Source organism: Marivita sp. (genome assembly GCF_022763305.1).
Classification (GTDB): domain Bacteria; phylum Pseudomonadota; class Alphaproteobacteria; order Rhodobacterales; family Rhodobacteraceae; genus Marivita.
This window is the reverse complement of sequence record NZ_JALEGT010000120.1, coordinates 79,006-92,450: the sequence shown is the minus strand read 5'-3', so window position 1 is coordinate 92,450 and position 13,445 is coordinate 79,006. Positions and strand designations below refer to the sequence as shown.

The window sequence follows — 13,445 nt, the reverse complement described above, 5'->3', positions numbered from 1 at the left end:
GCGCGTCGACGCATCGCGCTCCGGGCCCGCCGGTTCACGAAAAGGTGCGAAATTTTCGGGACAATGCCTGAAAATCGACGCAATTGTTCCCTATCTCATCGTCCGAAGCAGCCAGACAGGAGGACGTCATGAACCTCAATCAGATCATCAACATGGTCATGCGCACCGTGATGCGCCGCGTGATCAATTCCGGGATCAATGCCGGCATGAATGCGGGTCAGGCCGCTCTGGCCAAGCGCAAGAAACCGACTGCGCCGCAAGAGAGCGATCCGCGCCGCTAATCTGCCGCGAAGTGTTTGGACAGTTTCAGACCCTGTCCCTGATAATTCGACGCGATCCCCGCGCCATAGAGCTGGCTCGGGGATTGGTCCATTTTCTCGTAGACCAGCCGCCCCACGATCTGCCCATGTTCCAGAACGAAGGGCGCTTCGTGGCAGCGCACTTCGAGCACGCCGCGTGACCCGGTGCCTCCCGCCGCATCATGGCCGAAACCGGGATCGAAGAACCCGGCATAATGCACCCGGAATTCCCCAACCATCGCCAGAAAAGGCGCCATTTCAGCCGCGTAATCGGGTGGGATGTGCACGGCCTCGCGGCTGACAAGGATATAGAACGCGTCCGGATCAAGGATGATCTGACCGTTGGTTGTCCGCAATTCTTCCCAGAACTCGGAGGGCGCGTAATGCCCCAGCTTGTCGAGGTCGATCACCCCGGTGTGCGGCTTGGCGCGATAGCCGACCAGATCGCCGCTCTCGGGTTTCAGATCGACCGAAAACCCCAGCCCGTCGCTGATCACAGCGGGTCCGCCCGTCACCAGCGTCTGTTCGGCATGCAGGGTGCGCAGCGTGTCATCCGACAGCACGGACTGCCCGTTGCGGAACCGGATCTGGTTCAGACGCATGCCCGGACGCACCAGCACCGAAAACGAGCGCGGACAAATCTCGGCATAGAGCGGCCCGGTATACCCGGCTGCGATCCGGTCGAATTCCGTGCCCTCATCGGTGATTGTGCGCGTCAGCAGGTCCAGCCGCCCGGTCGAGCTTTTGGCATTGGCGACAGCGCTGATGTCATGGGGCAGGGCGAGGCGCTCCATCAGCGGCACAAGATACACGCAGCCCTTTTCCAGTACCGCACCCCCGTCGAGCGAAATGCGGTGCATCTCGAAATCCGCGAGCCGGTCTTCGACACGGCGTCGTGTCCCGGCAAGGAATGACGCCCGAACGCGATACGCGACATGGCCCAGACGAAGGTCAAGACTGGCCGGTTGCACCTGTCCATCGACAAAGGGACGGTCAGCCGCGATGACGCTCTGCGCCATCAGCTCCGTGATCTGCTGGTTCGCCAACACGCCGGTCATCGCAACACCCCTTCAAGTTCTGCCTTGCATAGCAAGAGGATGCGGCCCGTGTAAGGGCTTTTCCCACGCTGGCGAGCAGGAAGACGTGTGATAGCTGTTGTGTGATTGGTCGGGCTAGCAGGACTTGAACCTGCGACCTTCCGTCCCCCAGACGGACGCGCTACCAGGCTGCGCTATAGCCCGACTGCGGCCTGTCATAACGGTTTTGGACTGGGCCGCAAGAGCGAATTTCAGGTCTTTGCCCGCGAAACGCCTTAACGTCCCACCGCTTTCAGCTTCTCCAGAATCGGAGCGATCTGCTGCGCCTGCTCTGGCGACAGCTGATGAATGCGTGAAAGGTAGGTGAGGGCGCTGGGAACCGGCTCGATCTGCGCCGGGGGTGAGGCGGGCTCTGGTGCCGGGGCTTCGACGGTTTCATCTTCCGCAGCCACGCGATCCGCCATGGAACGTTGCAGAAAACTCGGCAAGGCAGGCTCCGGGGGCGGCGTCGCCTCAGCCTCCGCCTCAGTGGCAGACTCGCTGGTCTCGGCAGGTGACGCTGCAATTTCGGGCTCTGCCATCTCCGCCGAAAGCTCTTCGAGCGCGGGAGCATCGTCGGACGCTGCGCCGGTGTCCGCAACGGTCGTCTCGGGCGCGTCGATGGCGCCATCCTCGGGATCGGGAGCCACTTCAGCCTCAACAGCCGCAACCTCTGGCTCATCCTCGACGGCAGAGGGCGTGTCCTCCGCAATGGCGGTCTCTGGCTGCTCGTCCTGCTCGACAGGGTCTGCCTCGGCCTCATCCGCTTGCGCCGGTTTCGCGAATGGCACCACGGTGTCGGCCGGCTCTTCGGCTTCCACAGCGTCCATCACGTCGAGATCCGCCTCGTCGTCGTCGCCAAGGCTTAGCTCGCAAAGTGAAGAAACGTGTTTAATGCCCTGTTCGCGCAGGATTTTCTGCACACCTTTGATGGTCATGCCATCATCGTGCAGCAGCTTCTTGATGCCCCCCAACAGACGCATATCTGCGGGGCGATAGTACCGTCGTCCGCCTGCGCGCTTGACCGGTTTGACCTGGGTGAACTTGCTTTCCCAGAACCGCAGAACATGGGCCGGGGTGTCCAGCCATTCGGCGACTTCGCTGATCGTCCGGAACGCGTCTGCGGATTTGCTCATGCGGTCAGCCCTTGTTGCCGGCGGCCACGCGGTCTTTCATCAGATGGGAGGGGCGGAACGTCAGCACGCGGCGCGGATTGATCGGAACCTCTTCACCGGTTTTCGGGTTGCGCCCGACGCGGGCCGCCTTGTCACGAATGGAAAACGTGCCGAAAGACGAGATCTTGACCTGTTCCCCCGCGACGAGCGCGTCGGACATGTGGTTCAGAACGGTTTCGACCAGGTCCGCGCTTTCGTTCCGTGACAGACCCACTTCGCGAAATACCGCTTCGCTCAGATCCATACGTGTGAGTGTCTTTTGTCCCATTACACAACCTCCCCGGTTGGCGGCAGCATGCGCCCTGCGATTTTCCGAGTCAATATCAACGGCTTGGCCGAGGGTGTTTGGATAGTTTTTTGCTTACCAGCGGAGCACGACCGCGCCCCAGGCCAGCCCGCCGCCGATCGCTTCGGTGACGATCACGTCGCCTTGCTTGATCTGACCGCGCTCTGTGCCGACCGACAAAGCGAGGGGAATCGAGGCCGCCGACGTATTGCCATGGTCCTGAACCGTGACCACGACATGATCCATGCTCAGCCCGAGTTTCTTGGCGGTGCCCTGAATGATGCGGATGTTGGCCTGATGGGGAACGATCCAGTCGACCTCGTCGCCCGCAATGCCCGCCTTGTCCATGGCATGTGTTGCAGTGCTGGCGAGCTTTTCGACCGCGTGACGGAAAACCTCTTTTCCCTGCATGCGCAGGAAGCCGGTGGTCTGGGTGCTGACCCCGCCATCGACATAGAGAATGTCGCGATGCTGACCGTCCGAGTTGAGATCGACCGACAGGATCCCGCGATCGCTCTTGTCACCCGCACCGTCCTGCGCTTCGAGAATGACCGCCCCGGCGCCGTCTCCGAAAAGAACGCAGGTCGAACGGTCCGACCAGTCCATGATCCGGCTGAAGGTCTCGGCACCGATCACCATGATGCGCTTGGCCTGACCCGACACGATCAGCGCATTGGCGTTGGCTAGCGCATAAATGAACCCGGCGCAGACGGCCTGCACATCAAAGGCAAAGCCGCGCGTCATGCCAAGCGCGGCCTGAACCATGGTTGCTGCGGACGGGAAAGTCAGGTCAGCGGTCGAGGTGGCGAGCACGATGGCATCGAGATCATTCGGCGACAGACCTGCATGGGCCAGCGCCTTTTTGGCCGCCTGCGTGGCGAGGTCCGATGTGGTTTCGCCGTCAGCCGCGAAATGCCGACGCTCAATGCCCGAGCGCGCGCGAATCCATTCGTCCGAGGTGTCCAGCGATGTCTCGAATTCGGAATTGGGCACAACGCGTGCAGGCAGATAGTGGCCCAGCCCTACGACAACCGAACGTGTGGTCATTTCGGGTGCTCCTCGTCCGTTTTGGTCAGGTCTTCCGCGTCGGGCACTGTTTCGGTGATCGAGGCCAGACGCGCGGCCAGCCGTTCGGCAAATCCCGATTGCGACAGCTGAACCGCCAGCGTGATCGCGGCCGAGACACCCGTGGCATCCGCCGCACCATGCGATTTCACGACGGTGCCGTTCAGGCCCAGAAAGACACCGCCATTGACGCGACGCGGGTCGATCTTGCGTTTCAGACGACGCAGCGAGGTCAGAGCCAACAGCGAGGCCAGACGCGACAGGGGCGAAAAGGCAAAGGCCTCCTTGAGCCGGTCTCCGATCAGCGACGCGGTGCCTTCGCCGGTCTTGAGCGCAACATTGCCGGTAAAGCCGTCCGTGACGATGACATCGCAGGACGCGCCCGGAATATCGCCACCTTCGACGAACCCTACGAAGTCGAACTGCGCACGGTCGGCCATCTGGCCTATCAGTTCGTGCGCCTCTTTGAGTTCCGCCTTGCCCTTGTGCTCTTCGGTGCCGACATTCAGCAGGCCAACGCGCGGACGCTCGAGGTTGAGCCCGTTGCGGGCATAGGACACGCCCATCAGTGCGTATTGAAGCAGGTCCTGCGCATCGGCCCGCACATCTGCGCCGACGTCCAGCATGACGTTGAAGCCCTGCGGGTTGCGCGAGGGCCACAGAATCGCGATGGCCGGGCGGTTCACACCCGGCAGTTTCTTCAGGCGGATCATCGACAGCGCCATCAACGCGCCCGTGTTGCCGCAGGACACGGCCACCGCCGCCTCCTTGGCGCGCACAGCCTCGATCGCCGCCCACATGGACGTGTCCTGTCCGTGGCGCACGATCTGGCTTGGCTTGTCCTGCATCGACACGACGCCCGAGGCGTCCCGAATCTCACACCGTCCGGCAAGTGCCTTCTTGCGCTCGATCAGCCGGGCCAGACGGGCCTCGGGACCGTGAACGAGAAACCGGATGCCGGGATGGTCCTTGGCAGAACGAGACATGCCGGAGACAACTGCCTCCGGCCCCAGATCGCCGCCCATGGCGTCGATAGATAGCACGATTGGCGTTTGTCCCACCGTCTTATGATCCTGCGAAGAGGTCATTCGGAGGGGTTCGCCTTGTCGTTGCTTATGCCGCGTCTTCGTCCAGGTCGATTTCGTCGGCCTGCGCGATCACTTCACGATCTGCATAGTGGCCACAGGACGGGCACACGTGGTGCGGACGCTTGAGTTCGCCGCAGTTGGAGCATTCGTTCGGATTCGCAGCAACCAGGGCGTCATGCGCGCGACGATTGTTGCGACGCGACTTGGATACTTTGTTCTGTTGGACGGCCATGTCTCAACCTCAATTAGCAATAATCTGTGGCATGCTCGCCATGCCGCGTTTCGGGTGTGTCCGGCCTCATACGGGGAAACCGGGCCGGGTGACAACCCCACCTCGGATGAAGGCGCGAACATAGGGGCAATCGCGGAATCCGCAAGCGTTTTCTGGTGGGAGTTTTCAGGACGTGTCGTCGAGCCGGTTGCGCAGCGCGGCAAGCCCGGCAAAGGGTTTGGTGTCTTCGTCCTTCAGAGGTGCGACACCGTCTTCGGCAAAGACCGCTTCGCCCAGTTCGGCGTCATTCGCCCGCGGATATTGCGGCAGCGCCAGCATGAGCGATTCGACCATCACATCATGTGCCGAGATCACCGAACCCAGCGCGTCGGTGCTTGTGTCTTCGGGCATTTCGGTCTCGGAACCGGGATCCGCCTGATCAAGCAGATCGGCAGGCAGGTATCGCCGCTCCACCGGTTCGTCGATCCGCGTGGTGACCGGGTCGAGCGTGACGACGCAGGGCTGGACCACGGTGGCGCCAAGCTCGGCCGTCAGGGTCCAGCCGCGCGCACCGGAGGGCGCAATCTTCCCGACGAACCGCAGCTTGCGCAGGCCGTCCAGCCCCAACTGTGCGGCCAGCGCGGCGCGCGCGTCGGCATCGGGCTGCAGGTCGAACGCGGTCTCGCGACGGCTCGACAGGTCGCTCACACGAAATTCTCCGGGTTTCAGAACCTGTTGTGGCATATCTTGTGTGCACCCTTTGCTTGAACACAGGCCAAAGGCCGTGTAATCGGGATAGAAGGCAGAGAACGCCAACGCAAGAGAGGCGCCATGCAGGGCATCAGATCGACAGTCAGGATCGGGCTTGTGACGCTTCTATGTGTATCACTTGCGGCGTGTACCGCGCGCTATCGATCCCATGGATATGTGCCGTCAGAAGACGAATTGCAACAGATCGTCCCGGGCGTCGACACTCGAGCCACGGTCGAAGACCTGATCGGTGTGCCCTCCACGTCGGGGACGCTGAACGAGTCGGGCTTCTATTACATCGAGAGCGATGTGCGCCATTTCGCGTGGAAGCAGCCCGAGGTCGTGGACCGAGAGGTTCTGGCCATCACCTTCGATTCCGACGGAGTGGTCGAGAACATCGAACGCTACGGTCTTGAAGACGGGCAGGTCGTGCCGCTGACGCGCCGGATCACACGCTCGGGCGATGGCGATATCAGCTTCATCCGCAAGCTCTTTGGCAATATCGGCGGGCTGAATGCCGCCGACTTCTTCAACTGATGGGTCTTTCGGCAGCGGCCGGACTTGTCGCTGCCGATGGTTCGCTGGTGTCGCTGCGGCTGGGCCGATACAGCGCGCGGATCGGGCAGGGCGCCGACCTGCGGGATGCGGCGCTTGCTGTGCGACGCACGGCCTTTCGAGGCGGTTGCGATGATACAGACCCCTTCGACATCGACAGCCTGCATGGCATCGTCGAAACGGGTCCCGGTCAGACCAGTGTCGCGTTCCGAGCACGCCTGATCACCCGGCCGGACAGTCTCGACCAGTGCTATACGGGGCAGTTCTACGGCATGGGCCCTCTGGGGAGCCATCCCGGCCCCTATCTTGAGCTTGGGCGGTTCTGCCAGGCCGAGGGCATGCCCGATTTCATGGCCCTGCAACTCGCCTGGGCGGCGCTTGGCGTGCTGGTGGATCGTCACGCAGTTACGCTGATGATCGGCTGCAGTTCCTTTCCCGGCGCGGACCCTGACCGTCACCGGGCCGCCCTGGCGCTTCTGCGCGCGCGCCACCTTGGGCCAGAGGCGCTGCGTCCGACACGGACATCGCCGCGGGCCATCGACCTTCCCGACGGTGCGGCGGATGCCACGCAGCTTCCCACCCTTCTGCGCAGCTATCTCGGCATGGGCGGATGGGTCAGCGATCATGCGGTCTGCGACCCCGATCTGGACCGGCTGCACGTCTTCACCGGGCTTGCCATCGACTCGATCCCCGAGGCCCGCAAGGCGCGGCTCAGAGCGCTGGCGCAGTCGGCACAAACGGGCCCCCCTTGACCTTGCGCGCGCCGCGCCGTAGCGCGGGGTCATGGCCCTTGTACCGCTTCTTCAGATCAACGACATCTCGCTCACCTTCGGGGGCGAACCGGTGTTTCATGAACTCAGCCTTGTCGTGCAGCCGGGCGATCGCGTCGCCCTTGTGGGGCGCAACGGATCGGGAAAATCCACGCTGATGAAGGTCATGGCCGGGCTGGTCGAACCCGACCACGGGGACCGCATCGTGCCGCCGGGGATCAGCACCGGCTATATGGAGCAAGACCCCGATCTGACGGGATTCGCCACGCTGGGCGAATATGCGATGCACGGTCTCGATCCATCCGAGCTTTACAAGGTCGAACGCGCGGGCGAGGGGCTCAAGTTCGACCCCGATCGCCCGGTCGGTACCGCCTCGGGTGGGGAACGCCGCCGCGCGGCACTGGCCCGTCTGATGGCGCAGGACCCGGACCTGATGCTGCTCGACGAACCGACCAACCACCTCGACATCGAAGCCATCGGCTGGCTCGAAGACGAGTTGAAACGAACCCGCAAGGGCTTTGTCCTGATCAGCCACGACCGCCGGTTTCTGTCCGAACTGACCCGCGCGACACTCTGGATCGACCGGGGGCAGGTGCGCCGTCAGGAAAAGGGGTTCGACGCCTTCGAGGCCTGGCGCGACAAGACCTGGGAAGACGAGGACCTGCAGCGCCACAAGATGGACCGCAAGATCAAGTCCGAGGCGCGGTGGGCCGTCGAAGGCATCAGCGCGCGCCGCAAGCGCAATATGGGCCGGGTGCGCGCCCTGCAGGATCTGCGCAGCGAACGCGCCGCGATGATCCGGCGGCAGGACACCGCCGCCATGGAACTGGCGTCGGGGCCGAAATCCGGCCGCAAGGTGATCGAGGCCACGGGCCTGACCAAAACCTTCGGCGACACGACCATCGTCCGCAATTTTTCCCTGACCGTGCAGCGCGGCGACCGTGTGGCCTTTGTCGGCCCGAACGGTGTGGGCAAGACAACCCTGATCCGCATGCTCATGGGCGAGATCGAACCGGATGCGGGGACGGTCAAGCTGGGCACGAACCTTGTGCCCGCCGTCTTCGACCAGACCCGCGCGCAGTTGAACGACGATCTGACCCTTTGGGAAAACCTGACCGGCGATCCCGAGATGCGCGTGTCGGGCAAGGCCGACCAGATCATGGTGCGTGGCGCGCCGAAACACGTGGTGGGCTATCTCAAGGAATTCCTCTTCGACGAACGCCAGGCCCGCGCGCCCGTGCGCTCGCTTTCGGGGGGCGAAAAGGCGCGGCTGCTGCTGGCGCGGATCATGGCGCGGGAATCGAACCTCCTGGTGCTCGACGAGCCGACCAACGATCTGGATGTCGAAACGCTCGACCTTTTGCAGGATCTCCTGGGCGAGTATGACGGCACCGTTCTGCTGATCAGCCACGACCGTGATTTTCTCGACCGCGTCGCCTCGACCACCGTGGCGATGGAAGGGCGCGGACGCGCCACCGTCTATGCGGGTGGATGGAGCGATTATCGTGCCCAGCGGGGTGAAGATGCCCCCGAGGCCACCGCCGCGAAATCCGCGCCGAAAGCGGCCCCGAAGGCTGCGGCCGCGCCGAAACAGAAAACTGGGCTGAGTTTCACCGAAAAGCACCGGCTCGACGAATTGCCCGCCGAGATCGACCGTTTGACCGCAGAGATCGCCAAGCTCGAAGAGCTGATGGCCGATCCCGATCTCTTCACCCGCGAGCCGGTGAAGTTCAAGAAGGCCTCCGAGGCGTTGGTTGCGCGTCAGACCGCGCTGGCCGAAGCCGAGGACCTGTGGCTGGAATTGTCGGAAAAGGCCGAGGCCGGGTGACGTTTCCGTTCACGGAAACGCAAAACGCGCCGATGCGTTTTGCGGCTCTGCGTTGCGGGCCAGTGCCTCTGACCTAGATCGCCACGCATGACCGACCCCATTTTCATCGGCGCGCGCATCTATCGCGGATCGAGCTATGGCCCGCGCCATCCGCTGTCGATCCCGCGCGTGCCCACCGTGACCGATCTCTGCCGCGCCCTGGGCTGGCTGCCGGACACGCGCTACCGCACCAGCCCCTGCGCCAAGCCGTCGGCACTGACGCGCTTTCACACGCCGGCCTATATCGACGCGCTGCAGCGGGCCGAAGCCACGCTGACGCCAGATCCCGCCTTCGACCTTGGCACGCTGTCGAATCCGGTCTTTCCCGAGGTCTACCGCCGCCCGGCCACGGCGGCGGGGGGTGGATTGCTCGCCGCCGAACATGTGCGCGGCGGAGGTGTCGCCTACAATCCGGGCGGCGGCACCCATCACGGGCTGCCCGACCGCGCCAACGGCTTTTGCTACATCAACGAGCCTGTTCTCACGATCCGGCACCTCTTGGGCATGGGGTTGGATCGCATCGCCTATGTCGACATCGACGCGCATCATTGCGATGGGGTGGCCGTGGCGTTTCACGGCTCGGACCGCGTGCGGATGATCTCGGTTCATGAGAACAGGCGCTGGCCCTTTACCGGCGCGCTGGAGGATGACGCGGGTGGGGCTGCCATCAACATTCCCGTGCCGCGTGGCTTCAACGATACGGAGTTCGACCTGATTCTGTCCGAGGTCATCCTGCCCGCCGTCGCGGCGCAGTCCCCCGATGCGATCTACCTGCAATGCGGCGCAGATGCCGTGACCGAAGATCCGCTGTCGCGTCTGACCCTGTCGAACCGCTGCCATGTGCAGGCGGTCCGCGCTCTGCGCCCGTTGTCGCCCCGTCTGATCGTGTCGGGTGGCGGCGGCTACAACCCCTGGAGCGTCGGCCGCGCCTGGACCTGCGTCTGGGCTGCGTTGAGCGGGGCGGAGATTCCCGACCTTCTGCCATCAGACGCGTCCGGGATCCTGCGGGGGCTGACATGGTCCCGCAAGGCGCAACCAACCGAAGCCATGCTGACCACGCTGCTTGATCCGCCGCGCCCCGGCCCGATCTCGGACATGGTGCGCCATGCGGTGTCGGTGCTGACGGCGCGGTCAGGCACGCAGCCGCGGTAGGTCGAGCTGCAGTTCTGTCCTGTCGGCTGTTTCGGTCAGCGTCGGCGTCACGGCGCGGTCGCTGCACAGGCGCGCCAGCAGGGCAAACTGGACCTCGGACGGACGCAGTTCTGACAGGTCCGTGCAAATGTCCGCCGTGAGAATCGACCAGACAGGTTGTCCCCTGCGCAACACGTCTGCCCGTGCCGTTGCGACAAGCGTTTGGTCCTGCCGGGAGATGGTCAGAGCGCCCCCCTGCGGCAGCGCGGTTTCAAGGCACAGCGCCCCGAGATAGGCCAGTTGCGTCAGGTCGCGCCCCAGATCGGTGTCGACATGCCATTCAGCGGCGATCCGCGTGCCGGAATAATGATCCGCCAGAGTTCTGCGCGCCTCGGCCACCGGAATGACGCGGGCATCCGCCGCCGTGCCAAAGGCGATCCGGAAAAACCGGATTCGCGCGGTGGCATGGTCGCAGCTTTGCTGGATCAGGGACATTTCCGGCCCATTTGCCATGCCCGACGTCATGCCAACCAGTTCCAATCCGTTGGAAATTGCGCCAATTGGGCTGATGAGGTCATGGCAGATGCGCGAGCCGATCAGGGCCGCCAGTGAAGCGCCGTCCCGTTGCACTATATCATCCCCCATATGGCAAGGAGCCCGAACATGTCTGATCTGAACGGATTGCTGGAACCCGGATCGCTGGTCCGCCACCCCGACCAGCCGGATTGGGGGGTCGGACAGGTGCAATCGAATATCGGAGACCGGATCACGGTCAATTTCCGCGAAGTGGGCAAGGTTGTGATTGACGGATCACGCATCGGACTGGTTCCTGTGTTCGATGAGTAGCATCACAACCAAGAGTTGACAAAACGTTAATTTCTGAGCCGAAGGCTGACGTCTTGCCCAATCCGACGCCGTTGCGCGTCCGAGGCCGCCGCCCTATGGTGACGGCGAACAGGACCGGCAGTCAGAAATGCTCCAGAACGCCCCCCAGCTGCAGGTGTCACTTGCGCGCACGGACGACGATCTTCGCGCGGCCCAACGGCTGAGATACGAGGTCTTCGTGGCCGAATTGGGCGGCGACGGGGACGGGGTCGATCACGCGGCACGACTGGAATGCGATGATTTCGATGCCCATGCCGATCACCTGCTGCTTCGCGATCTGCGCTACGGCGAGGGCGGCGACGCGCCGGTCGCGGGCGTGTACCGCCTCATGACGGCGCGCCATGCCGCAGCGGCGGGCCGGTTCTACTCCGCCTCGGAATTCGATCTGGGTCCGCTTCTCGACAGCGGTCTGTCGCTGCTCGAGCTCGGGCGCTCCTGTCTGCATCCCGACCATCGCGGCGGTCCTGCGCTGATGGCTCTGTGGCAGGGGCTCGCGGAGTATGTGGCCCGGCAGAACATCGACATCCTTTTCGGGACCGCCAGCTTTCACGGCACCGATCTCACCGCGTTGCTGAACCCGATCTCGCATCTGCACGCGGCCTATCTGGCCCCCGAGCATCTGCGCGTCACCTCGCGGATGGGCGCGGACATGGCGCTGCTGCCCCCCGACCGGATCGACCGCAAGGCGGCGATGCGCGACACACCGGCGCTGATCAAGTCCTATCTCAAGCTGGGCGGCACGATCGGGCAGGGGGTGTTCGTCGACCATGCCTTCAACACGACGGATGTGTGCCTGATCCTCGACACCGCCCGCATGAGCTCTGCCGCGCCGAAATCCGCGCTCCGGGCGGGAACATGAGTCCCACCTGGGACAGCGACGATCCCATCGCCGAGACACGGATCTCTGCCGCAGGCTGGTTGCGCGTCCTGGCGCGGGGCACCGTGCTCGGGATCGTGGTCTTCGGCGGGCTTGGGCTGCTCTTGCTGGTGCGGCTGCTGGAACGGCCGCTTTTCGGCGTCGATCGGCCCATCACGCCCTATATCACCCAAGGCGTCTGCCGATCGGCCTTTGTCATCATGGGACTGCCCTTGCTTGTGCGGGGGCCGCGCATGAAAGTGCCCGGCGCGGTGGTGGCCAATCACGGCTCATGGCTCGACATCTTTGCGCTCAATGCGCGCAAGAACGTCTATTTCGTCTCCAAATCCGAGGTCGCCTCATGGCCCGGCATCGGCTGGCTTGCGCGCGCCACAGGCACCGTCTTCATCCAACGCGATCCGCGAGACGTGAAAACCCAGATCGCCCTTTTCGAAGAGCGTCTGGAGCATGGGCACCGTCTGCTGTTCTTTCCCGAAGGCACCTCGACCGACACGCTGAGGGTGCTGCCGTTCAAGCCGACCCTGTTTGCACCATTCTTTTCCGACCGGATCATACATGACATGCATATCCAGCCCGTGACCGTGCTCTATCATGCGCCGGACGGGGCGGATGCGCGCTTTTACGGGTGGTGGGGCGACATGGGATTTGCCCCGCACCTGCTCAAGGTGCTGGCGCAGCGGCGGCACGGCAAGGTCGAGCTGGTCTATCATTCGCCGGTGCGGGTGGATGCCTTTCCCAACCGCAAGTCTCTCGCTCGTCATCTCGAGGGGGTGGTGCGCTCGTCACATCGGACATCCGTCTGACGACTCCTGTACCGGCAGGGTAGCGTCCCGTCTGGCGCAGGCGAATCCGCCTGACCAACCCGATGGATCCGAAAATCAGGAACCCGATCTGGATCAGGAACGCTCCAAGGTTGAAGGCGCCCACGAGGCTGATCAGCACAAGACTCGCCGCCGTCAACTGGTTGCAGGAATAATAGGGACCGTTGCCGCAGATCCGCCCGGTCTGAACAAGAGCAAATCCACCGATATAAAGCATGGACCCCAAAACACCGCTCGCTTGCAACAGGTCCGGATAGGTGCGCATCCATTCAAGGAAAGCCGCCATACAAGAACTCCGGGAAATAGGCCCGACCGCCGCACAGCGCAGACAGTCGGGCCGAATTTTGAAAAATGCCTGCGACAGATGAGGGCTGCCACCGGCGCAATATTGAAAAAGGGCTCCCTGAAACCGAAAATGAAACTCGTTACCCATCGCAGTCCCCGTCCGATCCGGGATCGATACCGCCGCCAGCCTGAAATGATCTGACGGCTTCGAGGGTCTGCGAAGAACTCTCCTTATACCCAGTCTTATACAGGTGACGCTAAGTCAGCGCAGGTCAGGAATACCCGACCTGACCGGAGTTTACCC

At 63.5% G+C, this 13,445-nt stretch carries 16 protein-coding genes and 1 tRNA gene; 8 read left to right on the top strand and 9 right to left on the bottom strand.

The features are described 5' to 3' along the window. Positions 1 to 128 precede the first annotated feature (128 nt). Positions 129 to 281, top strand: coding sequence for a hypothetical protein (locus tag MRY75_RS20705; protein ID WP_292309874.1), 153 nt, complete (start codon positions 129 to 131; stop codon positions 279 to 281). Here the strand turns inward: MRY75_RS20705 and MRY75_RS20700 are convergent. From MRY75_RS20700 to MRY75_RS20665, 8 genes are all read right to left on the bottom strand, one after another. Continuing rightward, the gene (locus tag MRY75_RS20700; RefSeq protein ID WP_292309873.1) at positions 278 to 1,357 is read right to left on the bottom strand and encodes a 2'-deoxycytidine 5'-triphosphate deaminase; all 1,080 of its coding nucleotides are present in this window, start codon (positions 1,355 to 1,357) and stop codon (positions 278 to 280) included. The two genes, MRY75_RS20705 and MRY75_RS20700, sit on opposite strands and share 4 nt — an antisense overlap. Before the next feature lie 106 nt (positions 1,358 to 1,463). After that, a tRNA-Pro gene (locus tag MRY75_RS20695) sits at positions 1,464 to 1,540 on the bottom strand. Positions 1,541 to 1,611: 71 nt separating this feature from the next. Next, positions 1,612 to 2,511 (bottom strand): MerR family transcriptional regulator, encoded by a 900-nt coding sequence (locus MRY75_RS20690; protein WP_292309872.1) that lies wholly within the window; start codon positions 2,509 to 2,511, stop codon positions 1,612 to 1,614. A gap of 4 nt (positions 2,512 to 2,515) precedes the next feature. Beyond that, positions 2,516 to 2,818, bottom strand: a complete 303-nt coding sequence (gene ihfA / locus MRY75_RS20685; protein ID WP_292066769.1) for an integration host factor subunit alpha — start codon at positions 2,816 to 2,818, stop codon at positions 2,516 to 2,518. A 93-nt stretch (positions 2,819 to 2,911) separates the two neighbouring features. Continuing rightward, the gene (locus MRY75_RS20680; protein WP_292309871.1) at positions 2,912 to 3,883 is read right to left on the bottom strand and encodes a beta-ketoacyl-ACP synthase III; all 972 of its coding nucleotides are present in this window, start codon (positions 3,881 to 3,883) and stop codon (positions 2,912 to 2,914) included. Next, positions 3,880 to 4,989 (bottom strand): phosphate acyltransferase PlsX, encoded by a 1,110-nt coding sequence (gene plsX / locus MRY75_RS20675; protein ID WP_292309870.1) that lies wholly within the window; start codon positions 4,987 to 4,989, stop codon positions 3,880 to 3,882. Before plsX ends, MRY75_RS20680 begins: the two co-directional genes overlap by 4 nt. A gap of 25 nt (positions 4,990 to 5,014) precedes the next feature. Beyond that, a complete protein-coding gene (gene rpmF, locus MRY75_RS20670; protein ID WP_085630687.1) occupies positions 5,015 to 5,221 on the bottom strand; it encodes a 50S ribosomal protein L32 in 207 nt (68 codons plus the stop codon). 165 nt (positions 5,222 to 5,386) lie between these two features. Next, positions 5,387 to 5,908, bottom strand: coding sequence for a DUF177 domain-containing protein (locus MRY75_RS20665; RefSeq protein WP_366934964.1), 522 nt, complete (start codon positions 5,906 to 5,908; stop codon positions 5,387 to 5,389). Positions 5,909 to 6,031: 123 nt separating this feature from the next. On the opposite strand from MRY75_RS20665, the gene bamE reads away from it, so the two are divergent. The 4 genes from bamE (at position 6,032) to MRY75_RS20645 (ending at position 10,294) form a co-directional block, all read left to right on the top strand. Further along, a complete protein-coding gene (gene bamE / locus MRY75_RS20660; RefSeq protein WP_292309868.1) occupies positions 6,032 to 6,487 on the top strand; it encodes an outer membrane protein assembly factor BamE in 456 nt (151 codons plus the stop codon). Further along, the gene (locus tag MRY75_RS20655) at positions 6,487 to 7,257 is read left to right on the top strand and encodes an ornithine-acyl-ACP acyltransferase (RefSeq protein ID WP_292309867.1); all 771 of its coding nucleotides are present in this window, start codon (positions 6,487 to 6,489) and stop codon (positions 7,255 to 7,257) included. The genes bamE and MRY75_RS20655 overlap by 1 nt, the downstream gene beginning before the upstream one ends. Before the next feature lie 31 nt (positions 7,258 to 7,288). Next, positions 7,289 to 9,103: an ABC-F family ATP-binding cassette domain-containing protein gene (locus MRY75_RS20650; protein ID WP_292309866.1), complete on the top strand. Its 1,815-nt coding sequence runs from the start codon at positions 7,289 to 7,291 to the stop codon at positions 9,101 to 9,103. An 87-nt stretch (positions 9,104 to 9,190) separates the two neighbouring features. Continuing rightward, positions 9,191 to 10,294, top strand: a complete 1,104-nt coding sequence (locus tag MRY75_RS20645; protein WP_292309865.1) for an acetoin utilization protein AcuC — start codon at positions 9,191 to 9,193, stop codon at positions 10,292 to 10,294. Here MRY75_RS20645 and MRY75_RS20640 read toward each other — a convergent pair. Further along, positions 10,274 to 10,903 carry a histidine phosphotransferase family protein gene (locus MRY75_RS20640; protein WP_292309864.1) on the bottom strand — a complete coding sequence of 210 codons (630 nt, stop codon included), beginning with the start codon at positions 10,901 to 10,903 and terminating at the stop codon, positions 10,274 to 10,276. The genes MRY75_RS20645 and MRY75_RS20640 overlap by 21 nt on opposite strands. A 33-nt stretch (positions 10,904 to 10,936) precedes the next feature. On the opposite strand from MRY75_RS20640, the gene MRY75_RS20635 reads away from it, so the two are divergent. From MRY75_RS20635 to MRY75_RS20625, 3 genes are all read left to right on the top strand, one after another. Then, entirely contained in the window at positions 10,937 to 11,119 is a 183-nt protein-coding gene (locus tag MRY75_RS20635; RefSeq protein ID WP_292309863.1) for a DUF3553 domain-containing protein, read from the top strand. Positions 11,120 to 11,246: 127 nt separating this feature from the next. Next, positions 11,247 to 12,017, top strand: coding sequence for a GNAT family N-acyltransferase (locus tag MRY75_RS20630; protein ID WP_292309862.1), 771 nt, complete (start codon positions 11,247 to 11,249; stop codon positions 12,015 to 12,017). Next, complete coding sequence (locus MRY75_RS20625) at positions 12,014 to 12,838, top strand: 1-acyl-sn-glycerol-3-phosphate acyltransferase (RefSeq protein WP_292309861.1); 825 nt, start codon at positions 12,014 to 12,016, stop codon at positions 12,836 to 12,838. The genes MRY75_RS20630 and MRY75_RS20625 overlap by 4 nt, the downstream gene beginning before the upstream one ends. The last annotated feature ends 607 nt before the right edge of the window (positions 12,839 to 13,445 follow it).

What these genes read in the sequence shown, in the direction of transcription:
- plsX (WP_292309870.1), bottom strand. Translation starts at nt 4,989, where the DNA reads ATGACCTCTTCGCAGGATCATAAGACGGTGGGACAAACGCCAATCGTG.
- MRY75_RS20705 (WP_292309874.1), top strand. Translation starts at nt 129, where the DNA reads ATGAACCTCAATCAGATCATCAACATGGTCATGCGCACCGTGATGCGC.
- MRY75_RS20655 (WP_292309867.1), top strand. Translation starts at nt 6,487, where the DNA reads ATGGGTCTTTCGGCAGCGGCCGGACTTGTCGCTGCCGATGGTTCGCTG.
- bamE (WP_292309868.1), top strand. Translation starts at nt 6,032, where the DNA reads ATGCAGGGCATCAGATCGACAGTCAGGATCGGGCTTGTGACGCTTCTA.
- MRY75_RS20650 (WP_292309866.1), top strand. Translation starts at nt 7,289, where the DNA reads ATGGCCCTTGTACCGCTTCTTCAGATCAACGACATCTCGCTCACCTTC.
- ihfA (WP_292066769.1), bottom strand. Translation starts at nt 2,818, where the DNA reads ATGGGACAAAAGACACTCACACGTATGGATCTGAGCGAAGCGGTATTT.
- MRY75_RS20635 (WP_292309863.1), top strand. Translation starts at nt 10,937, where the DNA reads ATGTCTGATCTGAACGGATTGCTGGAACCCGGATCGCTGGTCCGCCAC.
- MRY75_RS20680 (WP_292309871.1), bottom strand. Translation starts at nt 3,883, where the DNA reads ATGACCACACGTTCGGTTGTCGTAGGGCTGGGCCACTATCTGCCTGCA.
- MRY75_RS20630 (WP_292309862.1), top strand. Translation starts at nt 11,247, where the DNA reads ATGCTCCAGAACGCCCCCCAGCTGCAGGTGTCACTTGCGCGCACGGAC.
- MRY75_RS20700 (WP_292309873.1), bottom strand. Translation starts at nt 1,357, where the DNA reads ATGACCGGCGTGTTGGCGAACCAGCAGATCACGGAGCTGATGGCGCAG.
- MRY75_RS20625 (WP_292309861.1), top strand. Translation starts at nt 12,014, where the DNA reads ATGAGTCCCACCTGGGACAGCGACGATCCCATCGCCGAGACACGGATC.
- MRY75_RS20690 (WP_292309872.1), bottom strand. Translation starts at nt 2,511, where the DNA reads ATGAGCAAATCCGCAGACGCGTTCCGGACGATCAGCGAAGTCGCCGAA.
- MRY75_RS20645 (WP_292309865.1), top strand. Translation starts at nt 9,191, where the DNA reads ATGACCGACCCCATTTTCATCGGCGCGCGCATCTATCGCGGATCGAGC.
- rpmF (WP_085630687.1), bottom strand. Translation starts at nt 5,221, where the DNA reads ATGGCCGTCCAACAGAACAAAGTATCCAAGTCGCGTCGCAACAATCGT.